The 23668-nt window shown below is 75.1% G+C and carries 20 protein-coding genes, 2 tRNA genes and 2 pseudogenes; 19 read left to right on the top strand and 5 right to left on the bottom strand.

The features are described from left to right. Entirely contained in the window at nucleotides 1–834 is an 834-nt protein-coding gene (locus ACFZCF_RS04835) for a class E sortase (RefSeq protein WP_391284629.1), read from the top strand. Here the strand turns inward: ACFZCF_RS04835 and ACFZCF_RS04830 are convergent. Next, the gene (locus tag ACFZCF_RS04830) at nucleotides 806–2308 is read right to left on the bottom strand and encodes an MFS transporter (protein WP_391284627.1); all 1503 of its coding nucleotides are present in this window, start codon (nucleotides 2306–2308) and stop codon (nucleotides 806–808) included. The two genes, ACFZCF_RS04835 and ACFZCF_RS04830, sit on opposite strands and share 29 nt — an antisense overlap. An 89-nt stretch (nucleotides 2309–2397) precedes the next feature. Here ACFZCF_RS04830 and ACFZCF_RS04825 point away from each other — a divergent pair, with 89 nt between their 5' ends. The 5 genes from ACFZCF_RS04825 (at nucleotide 2398) to ACFZCF_RS04805 (ending at nucleotide 7392) form a co-directional block, all read left to right on the top strand. Further along, complete coding sequence (locus ACFZCF_RS04825; RefSeq protein WP_391284625.1) at nucleotides 2398–2970, top strand: winged helix-turn-helix transcriptional regulator; 573 nt, start codon at nucleotides 2398–2400, stop codon at nucleotides 2968–2970. A gap of 32 nt (nucleotides 2971–3002) precedes the next feature. Then, on the top strand, nucleotides 3003–3311 hold the full coding sequence (locus ACFZCF_RS04820) for a DUF6412 domain-containing protein (protein WP_391284623.1): 309 nt from the start codon (nucleotides 3003–3005) through the stop codon (nucleotides 3309–3311). 296 nt (nucleotides 3312–3607) lie between these two features. Beyond that, complete coding sequence (locus ACFZCF_RS04815; RefSeq protein WP_391284621.1) at nucleotides 3608–4366, top strand: membrane protein insertase YidC; 759 nt, start codon at nucleotides 3608–3610, stop codon at nucleotides 4364–4366. 103 nt (nucleotides 4367–4469) lie between these two features. Beyond that, nucleotides 4470–5339, top strand: coding sequence for a fumarylacetoacetate hydrolase family protein (locus ACFZCF_RS04810; protein ID WP_388441425.1), 870 nt, complete (start codon nucleotides 4470–4472; stop codon nucleotides 5337–5339). Between the two features lie 313 nt (nucleotides 5340–5652). Beyond that, nucleotides 5653–7392, top strand: coding sequence for a choice-of-anchor A family protein (locus tag ACFZCF_RS04805; protein WP_391284618.1), 1740 nt, complete (start codon nucleotides 5653–5655; stop codon nucleotides 7390–7392). Here the strand turns inward: ACFZCF_RS04805 and ACFZCF_RS04800 are convergent. Beyond that, entirely contained in the window at nucleotides 7355–8464 is a 1110-nt protein-coding gene (locus tag ACFZCF_RS04800) for a Gfo/Idh/MocA family oxidoreductase (protein WP_391284617.1), read from the bottom strand. The genes ACFZCF_RS04805 and ACFZCF_RS04800 overlap by 38 nt on opposite strands. 65 nt (nucleotides 8465–8529) lie before the next feature. Between ACFZCF_RS04800 and ACFZCF_RS04795 the strand changes: the two genes are divergently transcribed. From ACFZCF_RS04795 to ACFZCF_RS04765, 7 genes and pseudogenes are all read left to right on the top strand, one after another. Next, nucleotides 8530–9810, top strand: a complete 1281-nt coding sequence (locus ACFZCF_RS04795) for an ROK family protein (RefSeq protein ID WP_391284787.1) — start codon at nucleotides 8530–8532, stop codon at nucleotides 9808–9810. 107 nt (nucleotides 9811–9917) lie between these two features. Then, nucleotides 9918–10988 (top strand): hypothetical protein, encoded by a 1071-nt coding sequence (locus ACFZCF_RS04790; protein WP_391284615.1) that lies wholly within the window; start codon nucleotides 9918–9920, stop codon nucleotides 10986–10988. Nucleotides 10989–11033: 45 nt separating this feature from the next. Continuing rightward, nucleotides 11034–11117: pseudogene (locus tag ACFZCF_RS04785) on the top strand (GntR family transcriptional regulator); the annotation flags it as partial. Nucleotides 11118–11128: 11 nt separating this feature from the next. After that, nucleotides 11129–11317: pseudogene (locus ACFZCF_RS04780) on the top strand (nucleotide pyrophosphatase); the annotation flags it as partial. 80 nt (nucleotides 11318–11397) lie between these two features. Beyond that, nucleotides 11398–12177: an HAD-IIA family hydrolase gene (locus ACFZCF_RS04775; protein WP_391284613.1), complete on the top strand. Its 780-nt coding sequence runs from the start codon at nucleotides 11398–11400 to the stop codon at nucleotides 12175–12177. Nucleotides 12178–12251: 74 nt separating this feature from the next. Further along, nucleotides 12252–12833, top strand: a complete 582-nt coding sequence (locus ACFZCF_RS04770; protein ID WP_388441410.1) for a hypothetical protein — start codon at nucleotides 12252–12254, stop codon at nucleotides 12831–12833. Nucleotides 12834–12835: 2 nt separating this feature from the next. Further along, nucleotides 12836–13483, top strand: coding sequence for a class F sortase (locus ACFZCF_RS04765; protein WP_391284611.1), 648 nt, complete (start codon nucleotides 12836–12838; stop codon nucleotides 13481–13483). Nucleotides 13484–13679: 196 nt separating this feature from the next. Here ACFZCF_RS04765 and ACFZCF_RS04760 read toward each other — a convergent pair. Then, a tRNA-Lys gene (locus ACFZCF_RS04760) sits at nucleotides 13680–13753 on the bottom strand. Nucleotides 13754–13948: 195 nt separating this feature from the next. Between ACFZCF_RS04760 and ACFZCF_RS04755 the strand changes: the two genes are divergently transcribed. The 5 genes from ACFZCF_RS04755 (at nucleotide 13949) to ACFZCF_RS04735 (ending at nucleotide 20973) form a co-directional block, all read left to right on the top strand. After that, on the top strand, nucleotides 13949–15343 hold the full coding sequence (locus tag ACFZCF_RS04755) for a peptidoglycan-binding protein (protein ID WP_391284609.1): 1395 nt from the start codon (nucleotides 13949–13951) through the stop codon (nucleotides 15341–15343). Nucleotides 15344–16493: 1150 nt separating this feature from the next. Continuing rightward, a complete protein-coding gene (locus ACFZCF_RS04750; protein ID WP_388441401.1) occupies nucleotides 16494–17774 on the top strand; it encodes an SPFH domain-containing protein in 1281 nt (426 codons plus the stop codon). A 242-nt stretch (nucleotides 17775–18016) separates the two neighbouring features. Beyond that, nucleotides 18017–18607, top strand: coding sequence for a lytic polysaccharide monooxygenase (locus ACFZCF_RS04745; RefSeq protein ID WP_388441398.1), 591 nt, complete (start codon nucleotides 18017–18019; stop codon nucleotides 18605–18607). Between the two features lie 474 nt (nucleotides 18608–19081). Further along, on the top strand, nucleotides 19082–20380 hold the full coding sequence (locus ACFZCF_RS04740; protein WP_391284607.1) for a sensor domain-containing protein: 1299 nt from the start codon (nucleotides 19082–19084) through the stop codon (nucleotides 20378–20380). Next, on the top strand, nucleotides 20320–20973 hold the full coding sequence (locus tag ACFZCF_RS04735; protein ID WP_388441392.1) for a response regulator: 654 nt from the start codon (nucleotides 20320–20322) through the stop codon (nucleotides 20971–20973). Before ACFZCF_RS04740 ends, ACFZCF_RS04735 begins: the two co-directional genes overlap by 61 nt. Nucleotides 20974–21035: 62 nt before the next feature. Here the strand turns inward: ACFZCF_RS04735 and ACFZCF_RS04730 are convergent. Beyond that, nucleotides 21036–21109, bottom strand: a tRNA-Lys gene (locus ACFZCF_RS04730). A 109-nt stretch (nucleotides 21110–21218) separates the two neighbouring features. Then, the gene (locus tag ACFZCF_RS04725; RefSeq protein WP_388441389.1) at nucleotides 21219–21977 is read right to left on the bottom strand and encodes an IclR family transcriptional regulator; all 759 of its coding nucleotides are present in this window, start codon (nucleotides 21975–21977) and stop codon (nucleotides 21219–21221) included. Nucleotides 21978–22366: 389 nt separating this feature from the next. Here ACFZCF_RS04725 and ACFZCF_RS04720 point away from each other — a divergent pair, with 389 nt between their 5' ends. Continuing rightward, complete coding sequence (locus ACFZCF_RS04720) at nucleotides 22367–23482, top strand: MsnO8 family LLM class oxidoreductase (protein ID WP_391284604.1); 1116 nt, start codon at nucleotides 22367–22369, stop codon at nucleotides 23480–23482. Nucleotides 23483–23668: the final 186 nt, after the last annotated feature.

Here is a 23668-nt window from a genome sequence, read left to right as displayed (position 1 = left end):
GTGCGGGACTGGGGAGGCAGGGGACGGGAGCGGGTGCCGGTCGTCGTCCAGGCACGGTCCGGGCGCTCCGGGCTCGTCCGGGTGCTGCGGTTCGGGGCCGAGGCCGTCGTCACCTGCGGCGTTCTGATTCTGTTGCTGGTCGTGCACCAGTTGTGGTGGACCAATCAGCTGGCCCGCGCCGAGGCCGGTGAGCAGGTGGCCGTGCTGGAGCGCGAGTGGGAGGGGGAGTGGGGGATCTCTCCTTCGGAGCGATCTCCGGGGCTTTCTTCCGTGCCTTCGCCCGGTGGGGCGGTGGATGGCGGCGGTGGTTCCGGTTCGTCTCCTTCGCCCTCCGCACCTGCTGCTGCCTCCGGCGGGTCCGGGCGGCCCGCGCCTTCGTCCGCCCGTACGCCCTCCGGTTCCGCCTTCGCCGTGCTGCGGATTCCGCGGATCGGGCTGACCGTGCCCGTCGCCCGGGGGATCTCCCGGAGCAAGGTGCTCGACAAGGGGTACGTGGGGCACTACCCGGGGACCGCCGCGCCGGGGCAGGTCGGGAACGTGGCGCTCGCCGGGCACCGGAACACCCACGGCGAGCCGTTCCGGTACGTGAAACGGCTGCGGAAGGGCGACGAGAACACCCTGCGGACGCGGGAGGGGACGTACACCTATCTCGTCGACAAAATCCTGTCGGTGACCTCGCCGCGCGACACCGGCGTCATCCGGCCGGTGCCGCGGTCGATCGTGAAGCCCTCGTACGGGTACTCCGAGGCCGGTTCCTACCTCACCCTCACCACCTGCACGCCCGAGTTCACCTCCCGGTACCGGCTCATCGTCTGGGCGACCCTGCGACGGTGAGGGCGGCGCCGGCCAGGGCCAGGGCCGCCGAGGCCACCAGGGCCGCGTCCGGGGTGGCCGCCGACAGGGCCAGCATCAGCGACACGCCGGCCGCCGAGCCGATGTAGCGGGCCGTGTTGTTCGCGCCCGAACCCATCGCCGCGCGCTCCGGCGGGACGGAGTCGACGGCGAGGCGGGGCAGCCCGGCGTTCAGGAGGCCACTGCCCGCGCCCGCCACCACCAGGCCGGCGACCAGACGCGGCCAGGGCAGGGCGGCGGACTCCGTGGTCCCGAGGAGGAGCAGGACGCCCGCCGCGGACAGGGCGAAACCGCAGGCCAGTTGGTACGGGGCCGAGATCCGGCCCGCGAGTCGGCGGGCCTGCAGCGCGACCACGAAGGCGGAACCCGACCAGAGGGCGAAGAGCGCCGCCGCCGTCAGGGCCGACAGGCCGGCCCCGTGCTGGAACAGCGCCGGCATCACGCTGAACATGCCGATCACCGCCAGGCCCGTGAAGAGCGCCCCCACCGTCGATGCCCGGAACGCCGGCCTCCGCCACATCCCCGGGTCGATCATCGGGGCCGGCACCCGGCGCTCCACCCACAGGAACAGCACCGTGAGCATCACCGCCGCCAGAAGCAGCAGGAGAGGCGCCGGGCGCAGCCAGCCGTCCCGGCCCAGCGTCAGGGCCGTCAGCAGGGCGCCCAGCGCGAGCGCCAGGGTCGTCGCGCCCACCAGGTCCGGGCGCCGCCGGCCGCCGTCGCCGCCGACCGGCGCGGGCGTCGCGGCGGGCGCCGCGAGGGTACGGGCTCCGATCGCCGCCGTCACCAGGGCCGCCGCGCCCAGCACCGCGTACGCCGACCGCCAGTCCACCAGGGCGAGCGCCCCCGCGAGCAGCGGGCCGAGCGCAATCCCCCCGCTCACCGACGCGCCCCAGACGCCCGTGGCCCGGATCCGGTCGCGGCCCGAGGGGTACGCGTCGGCCAGCAGCCCCAGGCTGCCCGCGAGGACCGCCGCGCTCGCCGCGCCCTGCGCGATCCGCGCCGCCGTGAAGAGCACCGTCGAGCCGGTGAAGGCGGCGAGCGCCGTCGTCACGCCCAGCGCCAGCGTCCCCAGCAGGAACACCCGCCGCCTGCCGTGCGCGTCGGCCAGCGCGCCCGCGACCAGGAGCAGGACGGCGAGGCCGAGCGGGGTGCCGTTGAGCAGCCACGCCTGTGCCGACGCCGGAGTCCCGAACGCCGCCGCCATCTCCGGGAGCGTCGCCATCGGCGCCGTGTAGTTCATGAGGGCGACGCCGGTGGCGAGGGCGGTGACGGCGAGCGTGGCGGGGGAGGGGGGCGCGGCCGTCACCGTCGCCGTAGGAGGGGCCGCGCCCGTCTTCGGGTCCGTGCCGGTCGTCGAGGACGGGGCCGGCGTCGGGGCCGGGTCAGTGGGTGGTACAGCGGCGGGCGGTGGGGTGGGCGTCGTGGGCGTGGTGCGTGAGCGGGCTGTACTCATGGGGCCTCCGCCCAGTCGGTTCGGTCATTGAACGCAGACCCTACTCCGGTCGGTTCGTTCAATGAACCCCCTTTGTTAGGCTGGTTCCCATGGCCCTCGGCAAGGACTACGTCCAGCAGCAGTGCTCCATCGCCCGTGCCCTGGAGGTCGTCGGCGAGCGCTGGACGCTCCTCATCGTGCGCGACGCCTTCTACGGTGTCCGCCGTTACAGCGATTTCCTCGCCCACCTCGGCGCCCCCCGCGCCGTCCTCGCCGCCCGGCTCCAGACGCTCGTCGACGCCGGCGTCCTCGACCGGCGCCGCTACCAGGAGTCCCCGCCCCGGGACGAGTACGTCCTCACCGGGCGCGGCCTCGCCCTCTGGCCCGTCCTGTGGGCCCTCGGCGCGTGGGGGAGGGCCGAGGTGCCCGGCACGTTGCCCATGCGCGACTTCCACCACGCCGACTGCGGCACGGAACTGGGCCCGTCCGGCGAGTGCCCCTCCTGCCGCGTCCTCGTCGCGCCCGCGGACGTCGAGATGCGGCCCGGCGCCGGGCTCGACCCCGATCCCGCCGAGCCGGTCGCCCGGGCGCTCCTCGCGCCGCGCCGGCTGCTCACGCCGCTGGACCCCGCGGCTCCTCAGGAACGCAGGGAACCTTCTCGTACGACCGTTCGTCCTACGTGACGGACAGTTAAGTACCACGGGGAACGGGGGGCATGATGAGCGGGAGTCCGGTCCTGCGGCGCGTCGCGCCGCTCGTCCTGCTGCCGGTCCTCCTCCTGATCGCGTGCGCGGGGCTCGTCCTGACGGACGGCTCCGTCGGCTCCGCCGTCGTCCTCGCCGTCTCCGCCGTCGCCTGCGGCTTCCTCGCAGTCCGTACGGCTCCGGCCGTGCCGCCCACGCGCATACGCACCGCGCTGCGCGACCGGGCCCGCCGTACGGCCTTCCTCCCGCAGCGCGACCCCGACGCCGCCGGTCGCCGCCGGCCCCGGGCGCCGGGGCTTCCCCTCCCGACGACCGCGTAGGCGTTCCCGCAGCCGTACCCGCACGTCGGACACGTACGCGTACCCGCACCAGTAGCGAGGTGCCCTACCCGCGCCTGTGACGCGGTGCGCGTACCCGTACCCGTACGCGTCCTCGTGCCCGTGCGCGCGTATCCGTACCCGTGTCGGTACGCCGCCCCACGAACCGGACGGCGCACCGGCACCACGTCCCCGTACGCCGTGCCCGCACCCGCACCCGCCGCGAGACGCCTTCGCGCGGTCCGTCATGCCGAGACGCACCAGTCCATCCCCGGCACGACGAACCCCGGAGGGTTCCCTTGTCCTTCTTCCCGTCCCCGCTCCTCGACGCCTTCTCCGCGCTCGTCGACCGGCTCGCCGCGCTGCTCCAGCCGCTCGCCGCCGACGCCTCGACCGCCCTCGCCGTCGTCCTCTTCACCGTCCTCGTCCGGCTCGCGGTCCATCCCCTCTCCCGCGCCGCCGTGCGGGGACAGCAGGCCCGGGTGCGGCTCGCGCCCCGGATCGCCGCGCTCCAGGAGAAGCACAAGCGCCGGCCGGAGCGGCTCCAGCGGGCGATCCTGGACCTGCACGCGGAGGAGAAGGTCTCGCCGTTCGCCGGGATCCTGCCGAGCCTGCTCCAGGCGCCCGCGTTCCTCCTCCTGTACGCGCTCTTCTCCTCCGGCGACCGGATGGCCGGACACGCGCTGCTCGCCGCGCCCCTCGACGGCCGCTGGGCCGGGGCCCTCGGTGACGGCGGTCCCTTCGGGCCGGCCGGGCTCGTCTACCTCGCGCTCTTCGCCGTGGCCCTCGCCGTCGCCGCCTACCAGTACCTCAGGACCCGCCGCGAGACGGCCCAGGCCCAGGCCCGAGCGAGGGCCGGCGGCGGGGTCCAGGCCCAGGGGCCCGCGGCGGCCGTGGGGCGGATCCTGCCGCTGCTGTCCTTCGGGACCGTCGTGACCGTCGCCTTCGTGCCGCTCGCCGTCGCGCTCTACCTCGTCACCAGCACCACCTGGGCCGTCGTCGAGCGCACGCTACTCATGCGTAAGGGTCCGCAGGCTGAACGGGGTCTTGCGGGCTGAACGGGAGTCTTGGAGGATCGGACGATCCTCCGATGGCCGCACTCCATCGGCCGGGGCACCGAAGGGCCTCCCCCGGGCCCACCTCGACCACAGGGAGAAGACCATGAAGCTGCTGCGAGTCGGCCCGCCGGGCGCCGAGCGTCCCGCCCTCCTCGACGGGGACGGGACCCTCCGTGACCTGTCCTCCTTCACCGACGACGTCGACGGCAGTCTGCTCTCGGACACCGCCACGCTCGACCGGATCCGGGCCGCCGCCGCGGCCGGCGTGCTGCCCGCGTTCGGCGGCTCCGGCGACGCCACCGGGCTGCGCGTCGGCCCGCCGGTCGGCCGGATCGGCAAGGTCGTGTGCATCGGGCTGAACTACCACGGCCACGCCGCCGAGACCGGGCAGGCCACCCCGGCGGAGCCGGTCGTCTTCCTCAAGGCCGCCGACACCGTCGTCGGCCCGGACGACACCGTGCTCGTGCCGCGCGGCTCGGTGAAGACCGACTGGGAGGTCGAGCTGGCGATCGTCATCGGCCGGACCGCCCGCTACCTGGAGACCGACGAGGAGGCGCTGGCGCACGTCGCCGGGTACGCGGTCGCGCACGACGTCTCCGAGCGCGAGTTCCAGATCGAACGCGGCGGCACGTGGGACAAGGGCAAGAACTGCGAGACCTTCAACCCGCTCGGACCCTGGCTGGTGACCGCCGACGAGGTGCCCGACCCGCAGGACCTCACCCTGCGCCTCTGGGTCAACGGCGAGCTGCAGCAGGACGGCCACACCTCGGACCAGATCTTCCCGGTCGCCGAGGTCGTCCGGTACGTGAGCCGGTTCATGACCCTCTACCCCGGTGACATCATCAACACCGGTACTCCCGCCGGCGTCGCCATGGGCCGGCCGGAGCCCAAGCCGTACCTCCGTCCCGGCGACGTCGTCGAGCTGGAGATCGAGGGCCTGGGCCGTCAGCGGCAGGAACTGAAGAGCGCCTGACGGGTCGGAGGCGCTTGCCGGACCGGAGGCGCCTGCCGGACCAGAGGCGCCTGCCGGACCGGAGGCGCCTGACGGGTCGCCGGTGCCGGAGAGGCTGAGCTGCCTGCGGGGGGCGGTCGCCGTCGCCGGATGGGACCGAACGCCTGACGGGTCGTCGGCGCGCGGTACACCCAGCTGACTGACGGACCGTCGGGTACTCGCGCCGGTCGCCGCCCCGTCACCTGTGGCGTCGTCGGCCGAGAGGTCGGCGATTCTGGCGGCACCCCGCGTGGGGTGCCGCCATTTTCGTCCCTTTTTATGCATATTGCCGCGTATGGAACCCGTAAGGACCGACCGCGTCCCCCGCCGCAGATCCCGTCTCGCCCTCTCCGCCGCGACGGCGGTCGTCGCCGCCGGTGCCCTCGTCGGCGGACTCGCCGTCGCCGGCGCCGCCGATCCGCTGCCCGGCGGTCTCGGCCCCTGCAAGCCGGGCAACTGCCCGCCCACGTACCCCGACATCAACAACGGCACCGTCGTGTGGCGTGACAACGCCATCAACGTCTTCGTCGGCGGCGACTTCCTCGTCCGCGAGTCCGCCGCCGAGGCCGAGGGCAAGGTCGTCGTCCTCGGAAACCTCGACCAGGCCAAGCGCGCGGGCGTCTCGCAGGTCTACAACGTCGGCATCGCCGGCGTCGGCTCGCGCGTCGTGCCCGACGACGACGAGCCCTTCCTCAACGTCGGCGGGAACATCACCGTTGCCACCGGCCAGAGCCTCCTCACCGAGGAGGGCGCGATCAGCGGCGAGACGCTGTACGCGGGCACCGTCACGGGCACCGTGACCCCGGTGCCCGTCAAGGACGCCGCCGCCGTCACCCCGTACGTCGCGCTGCGCGACCAGCTGACGGACGCCAGCCAGTGCTACGCGTACGTCGACGGGGCCTCCCGCACCGCCACCGGAACGGCCGTCAACAACGGTTACGAGACCGTCTTCACCGGCGACGGCACCTCCGCGCTCCAGGTCTTCAACGTCGACTTCGACCTGGAGTCGGCGAGCGGCGGGCAGCAGGACATCCGCTTCGTGAACATCCCCGCGAACGCGACGGTCCTCGTCAACGTCCTCGGCGGCGACCGCACCATCGACACCTTCATCAACGGCCTGCCGGGGCTCCGCGACCGGCTCCTCTGGAACTTCCCGGACGCGACCCGGGTGAAGTTCGAGGGCACCGCGCAGTTCGCGGGCAGCGTCCTCGTCGGCAACCAGGCCAGCACCGCGACCGTCACCATGCCGGGCATGAACGGCCGGTTCTTCACGACCGGCAACCTGACCCACGCCTCCGAGCCAAGCGGGGGCGGCGGCCAGGAGATCCACAACTACCCGTTCAACGGCGACCTGCCGTCCTGCGACGAGGACCCGACCCCGACGGAGCCGACGCCGACCACCCCCACCCCCACGGAGCCGACTCCGACGGAGCCCACCCCCACGGAGCCCACTCCGACCGAGCCGACGCCGACGGAGCCGACGCCGACGGAGCCGACGCCGACGGAGCCGACCCCCACGGAGCCGACGCCGACGGAGCCCACTCCGACCGAGCCGACACCCACGGAGCCCACCCCGACCGAGCCCACTCCGACCGAGCCGACCCCCACGGAGCCGACCCCCACGGAGCCGACGCCGACGGAGCCGACGCCCACCACCCCTACCCCCACCGAGCCGACTCCCACCGAGCCCACGCCCACCATCCCCACCCCCACTCCCACCGAGCCGACGCCCAGCCCGACCGACTCCGCTGACGGCGGGGTCGACGGTGGTGGCTCCGACGGTGGGTACGGCGATGACACCGGTGGGTCCGACGGCGGATACGGCGACGACAGCGGCGGGTCCGACGGCGGTTACGGTGACGACACCGGCGGCCACCACGGTCCCGGCCCCGACGGTGGCGGCGGTCAGCTCCCCGAGACCGGCGCCGGCACCGGAAAGATCGTCATGGGCGCGACGGCCGCCGGTCTCGCCCTCGGCGGCGGCCTCCTCCTCGCCGTCAGCCGCCGGCGCCGTCGGTCGGGCGGCGCAGCCTGACGGTGACGCCCTCGCGGGCCGACCGCCGTGCCGCCTCCAGGACGTCCAGGGCGGCGGCGGCCTCGTGCGCGGTGACCGGGTTCGGCCCGGTGCCGCGCAGGGCGGCGGCGACGGCCGCGTAGTACGCCGGGTAGTCCCCCGGCACCGACTCGACCGGCGTCCCGCCGCCGGTCAGCGGGGACTCCCCGGCGCCGATCCGGCCCCACAGCTCCTCGGGCTCCACACCCCAGGCGGCGCCGGTGCCGGGCCGCAGCCCCTCCCGCAGCGCCGCCTCCTGCGGGTCGAGGCCGTACGTCACGAAACCGGCGCGCCGCCCGAGCACCCGGAAGCGGGGGCCGAGCTGGGCGGCGGTCGCGCTCACGTACAGGTGGGAGCGGACGCCGTTCTCGTGGGTGATCGCGACGAAGGTGTCGTCGTCGGCCTCGGCGCCCGGGCGGCGCACGTCCGACTCGGCGTAGACGGAGACGGCCGGGCCGAAGAGGACCAGGGCCTGGTCGACGACGTGGCTGCCGAGGTCGTAGAGCAGCCCGCCGACCTCCTCCGGGGCGCCGGACTCGCGCCAGCCGCCCTTCGGACGCGGCCGCCACCGCTCGAAGCGCGACTCGAAGCGCTGGACCTCGCCGAGCTCGCCGTCGTCGTGGAGGCGGCGGAGGGTGAGGAAGTCGCTGTCCCAGCGCCGGTTCTGGAAGACGGAGAGCAGCAGGCCCCGCTCTTCGGCGAGCGCGGCCAGGGCGCGGGCCTCGGCGGCGGTCGGCGCGAGCGGCTTGTCGACGACGACGGGCAGGCCGGCCTTCAGGGCGGCCTCGGCGAGCGGGACGTGGGTCTTGTTGGGGGAGGCGACCACGACCAGGTCCAGCTCGGGGGCCCCGTCCGCCCAGAGCTCCTCCGGCCGGGAGAGCACCCGGACGCCGGGGTGGGCGGCCCGCGCCTCGGCGGCGCGCTCGGGGTTGCCGGTGGTGACGGCGGCGAGGGTCAGACCGGGGGTGGCGGCGACGAGCGGGGCGTGGAAGACGGAACCCGCGAGGCCGTAGCCGATGAGGCCGACGCGGAGGGGGAGGGGGGTGGTCGTCATGGACGCCACTTAAGCAACGCTGTTGCCGAAGTGCAAGCAGGGGGGAGAATGGGCCGGTGACGGTGATGAGGAGAGACCCCGGCGGCGGCGCCAACCTGACGGCGCTGCGCGGCCACAACGCGGCGCTCGTCCTCGACCTGCTGCGCACGGCGGGGGAGGAGGGCATCAGCCGTCTCGAACTGGCCGCCAGGACCGGCCTCACCCCGCAGGCCGTCAGCAAGATCACCGCCCGGCTGCGCGCGGACGGGCTGGCGGCGGAGGCCGGCCGCCGCGCCTCGACCGGCGGCAAGCCCCCTACGGTGCTCCGCCTGGTCCCCGAGGCGGCGCACGCGATGGGCGTCCACCTCGACCGCGACGAGCTCACCGTCGCCCTCACGGACCTCACCGGCACCCCGCTCGCCGTCCGCCGCCACGCCGTGACCCTCTCCGACGGGCCGCCCCAGGTCCTGGAGACGCTGGTGGCGGCCGTCCGAGCCCTCCTGGCCGAGCCCGCCCCGCCGCCCGCGCCCCGCACGACCCCGCCCCGGCCCCCCAGCCCGGCGGATGCGCCGGACCCGACCGGTGCGCCGGATCCGACCGGTGCGCCGGACCCGGCCGGTGCTCCCGCCGGGTCGCGGCTCCTCGGGGTCGGGGTGGCCATGCCCGGGCCGTTGGAGCATCGGGGCGGAGTGGCCGGGCGGGTCACCGGAGCGGCGGTGTGGGACGGGTTTCCGGTGCGGGAGGCCCTGGAGGCGCGGCTCGGCGTGCCGGTCGCGCTCGACAAGGACACGAACGCCGCCGCCCTCGACCTCGCCGTCCGACCCGGCGCGCCGCGCTCGTTCGCGTACGTCCACCTCGGTACGGGGCTCGGTGCCGGGCTCGTCGTCGGCGGGCGGCCGCTGCGGGGCGAGCGGACCGGGGCGGGCGAGCTCGGCCACCAGACCGTCCAGCTCGACGGGCCCCGCTGCGACTGCGGGGCGCACGGCTGCCTGGAGGTGCTGTGCCTCGCGGCGGTGGCGCGGGGCGAGCTGCCCGAGGCCGCCCGGATCCTCGGCGCCGGCGCGGCCAACCTGGTCCGGCTCCTGGACATCGACCGGGTCCTGCTCGGCGGCCGGGTGGTGCTGGGGGCGCCGGAGGTCTTCGCGGACGGCGTCGCCGCCGTCCTCGCCGACCGGCGCCTCCCGACCCCGGTCGAGGTGACGGCCACCCCGCACGCCGTGGCCCGAGGCGCCGCCCAGCTGGTCCTCGCCCCCGTCTTCGGCCTGGCCCCGCCGACGCCTCCGCCGACACCTTCGTCGCCACCTCCGTCGACGTCCCCGGCGTCACCTCCCTCGGCGTATTCATCGGAAGAGCGGACCATACGCTGATCGGGCGGATCCGGTGGTGCGGGCGGTGTCGCCCACGAGTCCGGGGTCCGCCCTGTGGCAGCGTCGCGGGCGAGACGTACGTCCGCGAGCAGCAAAGGCAACCGCACATGGCATCCGCCCCCCGGCCCCTGCGCAGCGCCCGCGTCCTCGCCGCCGCGGCCGTCACGCTGACAGGCGCCCTCCTCCCCGTCCCCGCCGCCTCGGCGGCCCCCGCTCCCGCGCCCGTCTGCGGCGCCGACTCCGACGCCGGCTTCCCCCTCGAAACCCGGATCCAGGACGACGGCCCCGCCGAATACCCCGCCGGCGGGGCCTTCCGGAGCTGGGAGCTGGAGGTCCGCAACACCACCGGCCGCGCCTGCACGCAGGTCCATCCGGTGCTCGTCCTCGCCGACGAGAAGCGGGTGCTGCGGCCCGAGCAGATCCGGCTGGAGTTCTACGACGCGGAGGGCGACCGCTGGCGGCCGGTCGCCTTCGAGGCGACCGAGGAGGCGGAGAGCGTCGGCGCGTTCACGGGAGCCGAAGCCGCAGAAGCCCCAGCCACTCAAACCCCCCCCACCACCGGAGCCCCCACGGCCAGCCGAGCCCCCGCAGTCACCGGAACCCCCAAAGCCACTGAAGCCCCCACGGCCAGCCGAGCCCCGACAGCCACCCGAGCCCCCACAGCCACCACAGCCACAGAAGACCCCGCAGCCACCGGAGCCGAGCCCCGCCGCTTCGACGGATTCGACGTGCCCGCCCGCCGTACCGTGACCGTCCCCGTCCGGCTCGCCTTCCGGGCGGACGCCGTGCCCGACGAGGTCGTCGTCAACGCCGCGCTCGTCCAGCGCCGGGGCGCCGACGGCGACTGGGTGGGCCGCTCCGACGACTACCGCCTCACGATCGGGCCGCCCGTCCCCGGCACCACCCCCGCCCCCACCCCCGCCGTGCCGACCGCCCCCGCCGAGCCCTCGGGGTCCGCGTCCGCCGCCCCCGCCACCCCGGTACCCGACCGGTCCCCCCGCCCGTCGCCGTCGGCCGACCCGGACCCCGCCTCCCCCTTCCCCTCCCCTTCCTCCTTCCCTCCCCAACTCGCCCACACGGGCCGGGAGGAAGCCGCCCACCTCGCTCCCTGGGCGGCGGCCCTGGCCCTCGTCGGCGCCTTCCTCGCCCGCGCCGGGCGCCGCCTCAAGGGCCGCTGACGACCCGAACCCCGAGGCCACCCCGCGTACACCTCCCCGTTCACCTCCTTCGGCGTCGCCGACGAGCGGATCGAGACCGTGCTCGCCACCCCGCGCGAGGCCCTGCTCATCGGCACCCCGCCCGCCCTCCGATGCCCGAGGTGCTCGCCTCCTTCGACGGCGGCACGCCCACCCTCGTCAAGCGCTACACCGCCGATGTCGTCTCCCGGCGCGAGACCCTCACCGTCCCGGTCCCCGCCGGCGCCTCGAACGTCAGCTTCCGCTTCCGCTACGCCGGCTCCGACAACTGGTACTGGACGATCGACGGGGTCACCGTGACCCCGTCCTGACCTACGCTGGGGGCGTCGCCACAGCGCAGTCGCGTCGCCCCCAGCACACGCACGACTTGTACGGCAGGAGTCCCGCACCCATGGCAGAGCGCAAGCCGATCGAATCCTGGCTCACCGACATGGACGGCGTCCTCATCCACGAGGGCGTTCCGATCCCCGGCGCCGACGCGTTCATCAGGAAGCTGCGGGAGACCGGGAAGCCGTTCCTGGTCCTCACCAACAACTCGATCTACACCGCCCGCGACCTCCACGCCCGCCTCATGCGCATGGGCCTGGAGGTCCCCGTCGAGAACATCTGGACCTCGGCGCTCGCCACCGCCGAGTTCCTCGACGACCAGCGCCCCGGCGGCACCGCGTACGTCATCGGCGAGGCCGGTCTCACCACAGCCCTCCACGACATCGGCTACGTCCTCACCGACCACGACCCCGACTACGTGGTCCTCGGCGAGACCCGCACCTACTCCTTCGAGGCCATGACCAAGGCCGTCCGCCTCATCAACAACGGCGCCCGCTTCATCTGCACCAACCCCGACGAGACCGGCCCCTCCCTGGAGGGCCCGCTCCCCGCCACCGGCTCCGTCGCCGCCCTCATCACCAAGGCCACCGGCAAGGAGCCGTACTTCGCCGGCAAGCCCAACCCACTGATGATGCGCACCGGGCTCAACGCGATCGGCGCCCACTCCGAGTCCAGCGCCATGATCGGCGACCGGATGGACACCGACATCCTCGCGGGCCTGGAGGCGGGCATGCAGACCTTCCTCGTCCTCACCGGACTGACCACGCAGGCCGAGATCGACCGCTTCCCCTTCCGCCCCTCCAAGGTCGTGAAGTCGATCGCGGACCTCGTCGACCGCGTGTAGCGCTCACGGAGCGTCGCCCCTGCGGATGCGAAACCCGCCGAACCGGGTGAACCTGCCAGTACCAGGAGGTCACAATGCGTTCAGGTCCCCTCGCTCTCCGTGCCGCAGGGGCGGCACTGGCTCTGGTGCTCGCTCCCGGCGCCGCCACCGCCCTCGCCCACGACGGCGTCCAGGTCACCCTCACCCCGTCCACCGCCGCACCCGGCGCCGACGTCGACGTCCGCGCCCAGGGGTGCGAGGGCACCACCGGCGCCGCCAAGTCCCCGGCGTTCGTCGCGGACGCCGAGCTCACCGGCCGGGACGGCGGCGCCCGCGCCCTCTTCGGCGGCGCCACCGTCCGCACGGGCCTTCAGGACGGCACGTACCGGATCACCGTCACCTGCGACGGCCACGACCACCCCGACGTCGGCACCCTCACCGTCCGCCACCACCAGGAACGGCCGGACCACCGCCCGGCCCCGGCCGTCCCGGTCGCCCCGGTCCGCGCGGGCGGCGGCGGCGCCGCGGCCTTCGCCGCCCCCGCCGCGCCCGGCGTCGCCCAGACGGCCGGCGAGGACGGGCTCGGCACCCCGTACACCCTGGTCGGCCTCGGCATGGCCGCGGTGGCCGCCGTCGCGGTCGCCTTCCGGAGCTCCCGCCGCGGGCGTACCGAGTAGCCGTGGCCGCGTCGAGCCGCCCGGCCACCGGTGTGGCCTGGGCGGTCCTGCTCCTCGGCCTCTGGCTCTGGGGCCCCGACACGGCCCGGGGCCCCGGCGGCAGCTCGGCCCCCACGCACGGCGACGTCGCGGCGGTCGGCCGCCCCCCGGGCGTGGACCTGCCGCCGTCCCGCCCGCCGATACCCGGCGACGCCGCGCCCCGCAGGGTGGAGATCCCCGCCCTCGGCGTCGACGCGCCCGTCGTCCCCCGGGGCCTCGACGCCACCGGGGCGGTCGACCCGCCGCCGTACGAGCTGCCGGGCACCGTCGGCTGGTACGGCCCCGGCACCACGCCCGGCGCGGCGGGTCCCGCGCTCCTCGTCGGCCACGTGGACACCGACACGCGCCCCGCCGTCTTCTACGGCCTCAGCTCCACCCGCCCCGGCGACACCGTCCGCATCACCCGAACGGACGACTCGGTCGCGGTCTTCACCGTCGAGGACGTCTCCGTCGTCCCCCGCGACGCCTTCGACCCCGCGAAGGTCTACGGGCCGCACGAGCCCGGCCGCGCCGAACTCCGTCTCCTGACCTGCGGCGGCACCTTCGACCGCACCACCGGCGGCTACACCGCCAACGTGGTGATCGCCGCCTATCTGAGCGCGACGGAGTAGCCCTTACCTCGGCCCGCCCCGCCCCGTCGGCCCGCCTCCGCCGCGAGGTCGGCATCCGTCCGCCGCTCCGTGCGCGGGCGCCTCCGCTTCCCCACCTGAACCCGCTTGTGCGGATCGCAACCGAACGGCAACGCACGGTAGTTGACCCGTGGCAACAAGAAGGCCCCTCGCTTTCGCGAGGGGCCTTCTCTGTCGGTGCGCCGCCAGGGACTCGAACCCCGGACCCGCTGATTAAGAGTCAGCTGCTCTAACCAACTGAGCTAGCGGCGCCTGCTGACAGAGATAACTCTACCCGACCTCCAGGGGTGCTCCCGACCAACATCCGCCCCTTCCGTCCCGTCCTCCGGCCTGTCGGATGGTCATATCTGGCCGTTGATCCGTCAAAATGCGATTTGTCCAGACAGTTGAGAAACTGACGCCCGAAATGAGGCTTAAAGGGATCTTGACAAGTGTGGAGGGGATCACATGAGCAGTGTGCTGGTCTTCGAGGAATTCGAACCCGCGCCCGACTGCGGCTGCCCGGGGTGCGCCCGCCGCCGCCGCGACCTCGCCCTGGGGCTGCCGGTCCGCGCGGGCGGCCACCCGGCGGCCCACGGCGCCCGCCGGGCCCTCGTCCTGGTCACGGCGGCGGGCGCGGTGCTGGGCGGGGGAGGGGCGAACGGCATCGCCACCGCCCGCGCTCCCGTGGTCCCGGCCGACGCGGCGGACGCGACCGATGTGGCGGACGCGACCGACGCGGCGGGCCCCGCGTGGGGCACCGACACCCCGCAGGGCGGCCCCGCCCCGCTGCACGGCCCGCCGGCCGCGCAGGCCGACGGCACCCCGACGCCCGGCGCCGTCCCGACGACCAGTCAGATCTCGACGGAGAACCTGCGGAAGACGACCCGCACGGAGATCATCAACCGGGCCAAGACGTGGGTCTCGGCCCAGGTGCCGTACTCGATGGAGAAGTACTGGTCGGACGGGTACCGCCAGGACTGCTCCGGCTACATCTCCATGGCCTGGAACCTGCGCAGCAACGAGTGGACCGGCAGCCTCGACCGCTTCGCCGTCCGCATCGCCCGGACGGAGCTCCAGCCCGGCGACATCCTGCTCTTCCACAATCCGGCCGACCCCACCCGCGGCTCGCACGTGACGATCTTCGGCGGCTGGACGGACTACACCCACACCTCGTACCTCGCGTACGAACAGACCAAGCCCCGCACCCGGAAGCAGGCCACGCCCATGGCGTACTGGGAGAACTCCTCCCGGTACGTGGCGTACCGCTACAAGGGCCTGGCCGGCGGCGACAGCGGTGCGGGCGGCGGCACGACGACCCCGCCGACGGGCGCCACGGCGTTCCCCGGCGGCTCGAAGTTCGGGCCCGGCGCGAACAACGCGCACGTCACGCGGCTCGGGCAGATGCTGATCCAGCGCGGCGCCCAGCGCTACTACGCGCTCGGCGCGGGCCCGAGGTGGAGCGCCGCCGACCGTCGCGCGACCCAGGCGTTCCAGCGCGCGCAGGGCTGGAAGGGCGCGGAGGCGGACGGACTGCCCGGCCCGCACACGTGGGCGCTCCTCGTCTCGGGCCAGGGCAAGGACATCGGCGGTTCGAGTGGTTCGAGCGGTCCGAGCACAGATGCGAACGGGTTCCCCGGGCGTGGCTCCTTCCGTCCGGGCCAATCCAACGCATATGTGGAGAAGCTGGGCAAACAACTGGTGAAGCGGGGCTTCGGCAAGCACTACCTGTCGGGACCCGGTCCGCGCTGGACGGAGGCGGACCGCCGCAACGTCGAGGCGTTCCAGCGGGCTCAGGGCTGGCGCGGCGCAGCGGCCGACGGCTACCCGGGCCCGGAGACCTGGCGGCGTTTGTTCCGATGACCCCGAGACATGAGGTGGACCCCGAATGACGGCAGCACCCCCCAACGACTCCGGCGCGGCGGCCTCGCGCGACGCCGCCCGCTCCGCCCGCCGCCTCACCGACGGCACCCTCCCCCGTCGCCCCCCGTCGCCGGACCCGGTGCCGACCGGCGCGGGGCCGACGGCTGCCCCGCCGCCCGCGGAGCCCTCCCCGGGCCCGGACCCGCGGCCCACCGACCTCCCCCCGTCCGCCGCCCCACCGCCGTCCGCGGGCACGGCCACGACCGCCCCGGACCGGCCGGTGACCGAGGCCGGCCCGCCCCGACCGGAGTCCTCCACCGGTCAAGCACCGACCCCGGCCGTCCGTACCCCCGAGGGGAGCGCGGCCGCACCGCCCCTGGCGCCCACGGCCGAGGGTCTCGCCCCGACCGCGCCCGTCGCGCCGGCCCCGGCCGGGACCTCCACCGCGGGAGCGGCATCGCCCACCCCCCGCACGGCCACGGTCTCCTCCCACGGGGCCCCGGCGCCCGCGGGTGCCGCCGGGACGGGCCCGACCGGGGACGTCCGTGGGCCGGCCGACCCGCCCGCCGCACCGGCGCCCGCGGGCCCCGCCCCGACCCCGGCCGGCGCCCCGGCGGCCTTTGCCGGGACCGGTTCCCCCGCCCCGGAGGCGGACGCGGTGTCGCGCACGGTCACCCTCTCCCAGGGCCGGACCCCGCCCTCGGCGCCTGCCGGTCCGACCTCCGCGCCGACCACGGCCGGTGCCCCGGCGGGCGCGGCCCGCGCGGAGGTCCCGGCCGGGCCGGGCGGCCCGACGCCCGGAGGCCGTGCACCGGCCGGTGCGCACACGGCAGCGGCCGCCCCGGCGGCTGAGGCCGCGGGGCCCGGTGCGGCCCCGGTTCGCCCGGAGACCGCCGCCCGGCCGGGCTCGGTGCCCGCCCGTGCGGCCGCCGCGGTGGCCGCGGGTCGTGTCGCGGCGGGCCCGGCCCCGTCCCCGGCTGCCGCCGGCGCGGCGACCGCGTCGAGCGGCGCCGACGCTCCGGCGGCCCCGGTCCGGACGGAGGCCCCGGCCCGCGCCGAGGCGTCCGCCGGGTCTCCTGGTGTCGGGTCCGTACCGGCTGCCGCGCGCACGGAGCCCGCGGCGGCGGGACGGATCGAGGAGGCGCTCGGCGTGGCCGAGGTTCCCGGCGGCTCCGACCTGCCGGGGAGCTCGGGGGTCGGCGTGTTCAAGGAGGAGCGGGAGCTGCTCGACTTCGGGCGGATCACCGGGATGCGGGTCGCCTCGGTCGCGACGCCGGTCGCGGGGGTGGGGCGGTTGCCGCGGCGGAAGAACCTCATCGGGGCGGAGACGACCGGCTCGATCCCGGTCCACCTGCTCTTCCGGGACGGCACCGGCACCACCGGGAGCACGCCGACCGTCGACGACGGCGGTCCCGACACCGTCGCCATGGCGCCGCCCACCTCGCGGAACGCACCGAGGACCGGTGTCCCGAGGCCCGCGACCAAGCACGCCCGCCCCGGCCCCGCCCGTCCCGCGCCGACCGCCGATCCGGCGCTGGTGGAACGCCCGGCGACGGTGCTGCCGGGCTGGGTCGGCATCGCCGGCGGGCTGCTCGCGCTCGCGGGGTGCGCGGCCGTGGTGTGGTGGACGGGCGCCGTGCCCGCCGAGCTCGCGCGCATGCTGGGCCTGCCCCCGCGTCCGTACCACGGCGTCCACCTCGCCCAGTGGGCGCTGCTCGCGCTCGGCGTGCTGGTGCTGCTGTTCGCGGTGGGCGGCCTCGGCCGGGGCCGGGTCGGGTACGCCTGGGTGCTGACGCTGTTCGGCGAGTACCGCGGCACCGTGCGCCGTACCGGACTGGTGTGGGCGAGCCCGCTGCTGCTGCGCCGCCGGGTGGACGTCCGGCTGCGCCACTGGCGGAGCGAGCCGCTGCCGGCGGTGGACGCGAAGGGCACCGCGCTGGACGTGACCGTCCTCGTGGTGTGGCGGGTCCGGGACACGGTCCGGGCGGCGCTCGGGGTCGACGACCACGAGGACTATCTGCGCGAGCAGGTGGAGGCGGCGATGGCCCGGGTGCTGTCGCAGCTGCCGGCCGACGCGTTCCACGAGGACGCGCCGACGCTGCGGGACGCGGAGGCGGTCGGCGAGGCGCTGACCCGGATGCTGTCGGCGGATTGCGCCCCGGTCGGCCTGGACGTCTTCTCGGCGCAGCCGACGAGGATCGAGTACGCCCCGGAGGTCGCGCAGGCGATGCGCCGCCGCCGGATCGCGGCGCTCGACGCGAAGCACCGGGACAGCGTCCTGACGTCGGTGGTGGACGCGGTGGACGACGTGGTCCACCGGCTGACCAGCCGTGGTCTGGTCGAGCTGGACGACTACGAACGGAAGTCGCTGGTGAAGGACCTGACGGTGGCGTTCTACACGGGCCGCGTCGGCGTGGGGGAGGGGGCCTGAGGTTCGGTCCGGTTCCGTGGTGCGAGGGCGGTCGGGTCTTCCCGGCCGCCCTCGCCGTTGGTATGGACATGTTCAACTTCCGTCCTTACCTTGGTACTTGGTCTAGACCTGAAACGTTTCCCGGGAACAACCCGCACGTCCCCGTGCGGCCCGCACCACTCGCATGACCCGTACCACCCGCACGCGTGCACCACGGCCCACGGGCATCCAGAACTCCCCCACGTTCTCCCTGGAGCGACAGCATGCGCAAAAAGACAGGGCTGGCCGCCGTGGCGCTCGGCGTCACGGCCGCCTCGCTCTTCGCGACCAGCACCGCGAACAGCCACGGCTACACCGACTCCCCGATCAGCCGCCAGAAGCTCTGTGCCAACGGCACGGTGACCAACTGCGGCAACATCCAGTGGGAGCCGCAGTCGGTCGAGGGCCTCAAGGGCTTCCCGGCCGCCGGACCCGCCGACGGCACCATCTGCGCCGGCGGCAACCCCCAGTTCGCCCAGCTGGACGACCCGCGCGGCGGCACCTGGCCGGCGACCAAGGTCACGGCGGGTCAGAGCTACACCTTCCGCTGGCAGTTCACCGCCCGCCACCGCACCACGGACTTCCGCTACTACATCACCCGGAACGGCTGGAACCCGAGCAGCAAGCTCACCCGGGCCCAGCTCGACCCCCAGCCGTTCCTCACCGTCCCCTACAACAGCCAGCAGCCGCCGTCGACGCTCTCGCACTCCGGGACCCTCCCGGCGGGCAAGACCGGCAAGCACCTGATCCTCGCGGTGTGGACCGTCGCGGACACGGCGAACGCCTTCTACGCCTGCTCGGACGTCCAGTTCTGACGCACCGCCGGACGCCGTCCGGGCCATGACGCCAGGACGGGCGAGGCGGCCAGGACGGGCAGGACGACACGGGCAGGCGCGGACACCGTCGCGGAGCCCGTACGGCGCCGCCGGACGGCCACCGGACCGGGCCGAGGGGCGAGCACGACACCCTCGGCCACCACCGGACCGCCGCCGGCGCCACCGCACGGGCCGCCCTGCTCGTGGACCGATGCCACCCCGGCCGGGGGGCGAGCCGCACCCCGGCCCACGGCTCGACACCACGCCGGAGTACCCGCTCCGGCCCGACGACGGCGGCCCTCACGGGGCCGCCGTCGTCGGACCCGACCCCGCCCCTCGCGGCCCTCCGCACCCACGACACCCGGCACGGCCGCGGCGCACGGCACCGCCACGCGGAGGTGGGTCCAGCCCTACCCCCCTGACGCCCCCCACCCCCATGGCCCGCCCCGCCGGCGCCGCCTACGGTGGGCGGTCATGGAAGACGCACCTGAAGCGCGACGGGCGCTCGCGCCGTGGACCCCGCGGTTCCCGTTCGGGGCCGGGCCGTGGCGGAGCGCCGGCTACCTCGCCACCGGGGTCGTCGGCGGGGCGGTCGTCTGCGCCGTCCTCCTCGTCCTGCTGCTCGCCTCCCTGCTGCTCGTCGGGATTCCGCTGCTGCTCTTCGGCGGGGTTGCGGTCGGCGGCGCCGAGCGGCTGCGGCTGCGCCTCGTCGACCGGCGGCCCGTGCCCGACCCGCACCGGGTGCCCGCCGCGCCCGGCCTCGGGGCCTGGGTGCGGACGCGCGCGGCGGAGCGGTCGACCTGGCGGGAGCTGGCGTACGGGCTGCTGTTCGGCACCGTCCTGTGGCCGCTCGACGCCCTCGTCCTCGCCGTCGCGGTCGGCGCGCCCGGCACCCTGCTCGCCGCGCCGGTGCTGCTCGCCGCCGACGGGGAGGAGACCAAGCTCCTCAAGAGCGTGCTGGTGACCTCGTACCCCGGCGCCTTCGCCGGGGCGCTCGTCGGCGCGGCCGCGCTCCTGCTGCTCTCCTACCCGCTCGGGCTGTACGCGGCCGGGCGCGGCGCGCTCGCCCGCGCGCTGCTCGGGGGGTGGCCCCGGGACGGGCTCGGGGAGGTCATCGCCTCGCGGGCCCGGCTCGTCGACGCGTTCGAGGCCGAGCGCCGCCGCATCGAGCGGGACCTCCACGACGGGGCGCAGCACCGGCTGGTGGCGCTCACCATGACCCTCGGGCTCGCCCGGCTCGACGCCCCGCCGGGCGGTCCGCTGGCCGAGCGGCTCGCGCGGGCGCAGGAGGAGGCGGGGCAGGTGCTGGCCGAGCTGCGGGAGCTGATCCACGGCATCCATCCGCAGGTCCTCGCCGACTACGGCCTCGGGCCGGCCCTCGCGGACGCCGCCGACCGGACCGCCGTCCCCGTCGACCGCGAGCTCGACGGCCTGCCCCGGCTGCCCGCCGCCGTGGAGAGCGCCGCGTACTTCGCCTGCCGGGAGGCGCTCGCCAACGTCGACCGGCACAGCGGCGCCTCCCGCGGTCGCCTCACCGGCCGGCACGACGGCCGCGTCCTCGTCCTCACCGTCGAGGACGACGGGCGGGGCGGCGCCGATCCGGCCCGCGGTTCCGGGCTCACGGGGCTCGCCGACCGGCTCGCCGTCCTCGATGGCACACTGACGATCACCAGCCCGCCGGGCGGGCCGACGGTCCTACGAGTGGAGATCCCGTGCCGCGTCAGCTCCGCGTCGTCCTCGCCGAGGACGGCGTCCTCCTCCGGGAAGGGCTGATCGGGCTGCTCGCCCGTTTCGGCCACCAGGTGGTGGCCGCGGTAGGGGACGCGGAGGCGCTGCGCGCGGCGGTCGCCGCCCACGACCCGGACGTCGTCCTCACCGACGTGCGGATGCCGCCCGGCTTCCAGGACGAGGGGCTGCGCGCCGCCGTCGCCCTGCGCGCCGAGCGGCCCGGCCTGCCGGTCCTCGTCCTCAGCCAGTACGTGCAGCGGGACTACGCCGCCGACCTCCTCGACTCGGGCGACGGCACCGGCGTCGGGTACCTGCTGAAGGACCGGGTGGGGCAGGTGGAGGAGTTCGTGGACGCCCTGGACCGGGTCGCCGCGGGCGGCACGGTCGTCGATCCGGAGGTGGTGCGGCAGCTGCTGCGCCGCCGCCGGGACCCGCTCGCCGCGCTGACCCCGCGCGAGCGGGAGGTCCTGGCGCTGGTCGCCGAGGGGCACTCCAACGGTGAGGTGGCCCGTCGGCTCGTCGTCACCGAGGCCGCCGTCGGCAAGCACATCGGCAACATCCTCGCCAAGCTCGACCTGCCGCCGGCCGAGGACACCCACCGCCGGGTCCTCGCCGTCCTCGCCTACCTCCAGGCGTGACGGGCCCGGTCCGGGCATGCGGAAGAGGCCCCTCGCTTTCGCGAGGGGCCTCTTCCTGTCGGTGCGCCGCCAGGGACTCGAACCCCGGACCCGCTGATTAAGAGTCAGCTGCTCTAACCAACTGAGCTAGCGGCGCCTGCTGACAGAGAAAATACTACCTGGTCCCGGCGGGTGCTCGTGACCACCCCGCCGGGTCCGTCCGGGCGGGGTCCTCCCGGGGCCGTGCGGGTCTCGCCCCGGGCGCCTCAGATCGCCAGCGACAGCACGACCGGGGCCGCCCGCCGGTTCAGGGTGTCGGCGGCCGAGCGCAGCCGGTGCGCGTGCTCGATCGGGAGCGAGAGCGCCAGACAGCCCACGGCGGAGCCGGCCGTCAGCGGCACCGCCGCGCAGACGGTGCCGACGGCGTACTCCTGGAGGTCGAGGACCGGGACGGTCGGCGGCTGGCTGTCCAGCTTGGAGAAGAGCACCTTCTCGTTGGTGATCGTCCGCGAGGTGAGGCGGGCGATCTTGTGCCGGGCGAGGTGGTCGCGGCGGCCGTTGAGGTCGAGCTGGGTGAGCAGGCACTTGCCGACCGCGCTGGCGTGGGCCGCCGAGCGGAAGTCGACCCACTCGTTGACCTTGGGCGTGTGCGGCCCGTCGGCGAACTGGGTGATCTTCACCTCGCCGTCGATGTACCGGCTGATGTAGACGGCGGCGCCGACGGAGTCGCGCAGCTCGGTGAGGGTCTCCTGGAGCTTGGCCTCCAGGGCCTCGCGGCGGGTCGAGCCGGAGCCGAGGAGGACCAGGGAGTCTCCGATGACGTACGCGCCGTCCGAGACCTGCTCGACGTACCCCTCGCGCCGGAGCATGAGGAGCAGCGACGTCAGGTGGTGGACGGGCAGCCCGGTCTCCCGGGCGATCTGGACGTCCGACACCCCGCCGCCGTGCCGCGAGACCGTCTCGAGGACGCGCAGGGCGTATTGCACCGAGTGGAACGGCGCGGTGGGCTCGGGCTTCAGCGCCACGGTTTCCCCCTACCAGGTTGTGACCGCAAGCTTCCGTACCACGATAGCCGCCAAGGGCCCTCCGCGGGGCGGCTGTTGGCGAGAATCGTGCGGAGGAACCCGGCCCTGTACAGGGACGCGCCACTCTGGCATATGACATAGGCATGAGTGGGGCGAAGAGGGTGAGGTCAGAGCGGCGCCAGGCTCTGCTCGCGCACGCGTTCGGACGGCGGGCGGGCGAAGATTTTCTGTGCGGGGACGGAGCCGGAGGCCGAGCCTCCACTGGCCGGAATGTGACCCCCGCCACCCGTTTCGCGCGCTTCATCCCGAAATCGGGCGGCATGGAATAAGTGCCGGTGCGCCCCTGTTCCCGCTCCGACGGACGTATCCGATGGAGGAAGGACCGGACGGTGAGCGAGACCGGCACCCAGTCAGAGGCAGGAACGGCGGACGGCCCCCGGAGGGACGTCATACGCGGGGAGGCCCTGGGTTCTGCTCCCGTGCCCCTCTCCGTCCTCGACCTGGTGACCGTCGGCAGCGGCTCCACCGCGAGCCGGTCGCTCGCCACCAGCGTGGAGCTGAGCCGGCTCGCCGAGCGCCGCGGCTACCACCGGCACTGGGTGGCCGAGCACCACTCGATGCCCGGCGTCGCCTCCTCCTCCCCGGCCGTGATCCTCGCCCACCTCGCCGCACACACCCGCCGCATCCGGCTCGGCTCCGGCGGCGTCATGCTCCCCAACCACGCCCCGCTGGTGATCGCCGAGCAGTTCGGCACCCTGGAGGCGCTCGCCCCGGGCCGGATCGACCTCGGCCTCGGCCGCGCCCCCGGCACCGACGGCGCCGCCGCCGCCGCCCTGCGCCGCACCGACACCCTCCACGAAGGCGCCGACGACTTCCCCGAGCAGCTCGCCGAGCTGACCCGCTTCCTGGACGACGACTTCCCGGACGCGCACCGCTACGCCCGGATCCACGCCGTGCCCGGCCCGGTGCAGGGTCCGAAGGGCCGGCCGCCCGTCTGGCTGCTCGGCTCCTCCGGCTTCAGCGCCCGGCTCGCCGGGCTCCTCGGCCTGCCCTTCGCCTTCGCCCACCACTTCTCGGCCCGCAACACGATCCCGGCGCTCGACCTCTACCGGCAGTCCTTCCGCCCCTCGGCCGTGCTCGACGCGCCCTACACCCTCATCGGCGTCGGCGCCCTCGCCGCCGACGACGAGCGGGAGGCGTACCGCCAGGTGCTCACCGGCGCGCTGTCGATGCTGCGGCTGCGCACCGGCCGCCCGGGGCTGATCCCGACGCCGGAGGAGGCGGAGGCGTACGGATTCAGCCCGGCGGAGCGGGAGTTCGCGGACGACTGGCTGGCGAACGTGGTGTACGGCACCCCGGACGCGGTCCGCGAGGGGCTGGACGAGCTGCGGAAGCGGACCGGGGCGGACGAGCTGATGCTGACCGCCAACGTGCACGGCGGGGAGGCGCGGCTGCGGAGCTACGAACTCGTCGCGGACGCCTACGAGATGCCCCGGCTCACCTGAATCTCGGATTCCGGATGAGCGACTGGTTCACCGCCGAACCACCTCACCGGCTTCCCTAAAGGAACCTTAAACCGCTCGTCACGCATGGTGGCGAGCGGTTCCGTTTTGTGCTGCACGCCTCTGACGAGGGCTTTCCTCCGCGAATTGGTCTAGTCCTCAATCTGGTTCAGACCATTGACGCGCCGT

Origin of the sequence: Streptomyces sp. NPDC007945, from assembly GCF_042958885.1 — a bacterium.
Taxonomy (GTDB): Bacteria; Actinomycetota; Actinomycetes; order Streptomycetales; family Streptomycetaceae; genus Streptomyces.
The sequence above is the reverse complement of the archived record's forward strand: the minus strand, read 5'-3'. Positions and strand labels throughout refer to the sequence as shown.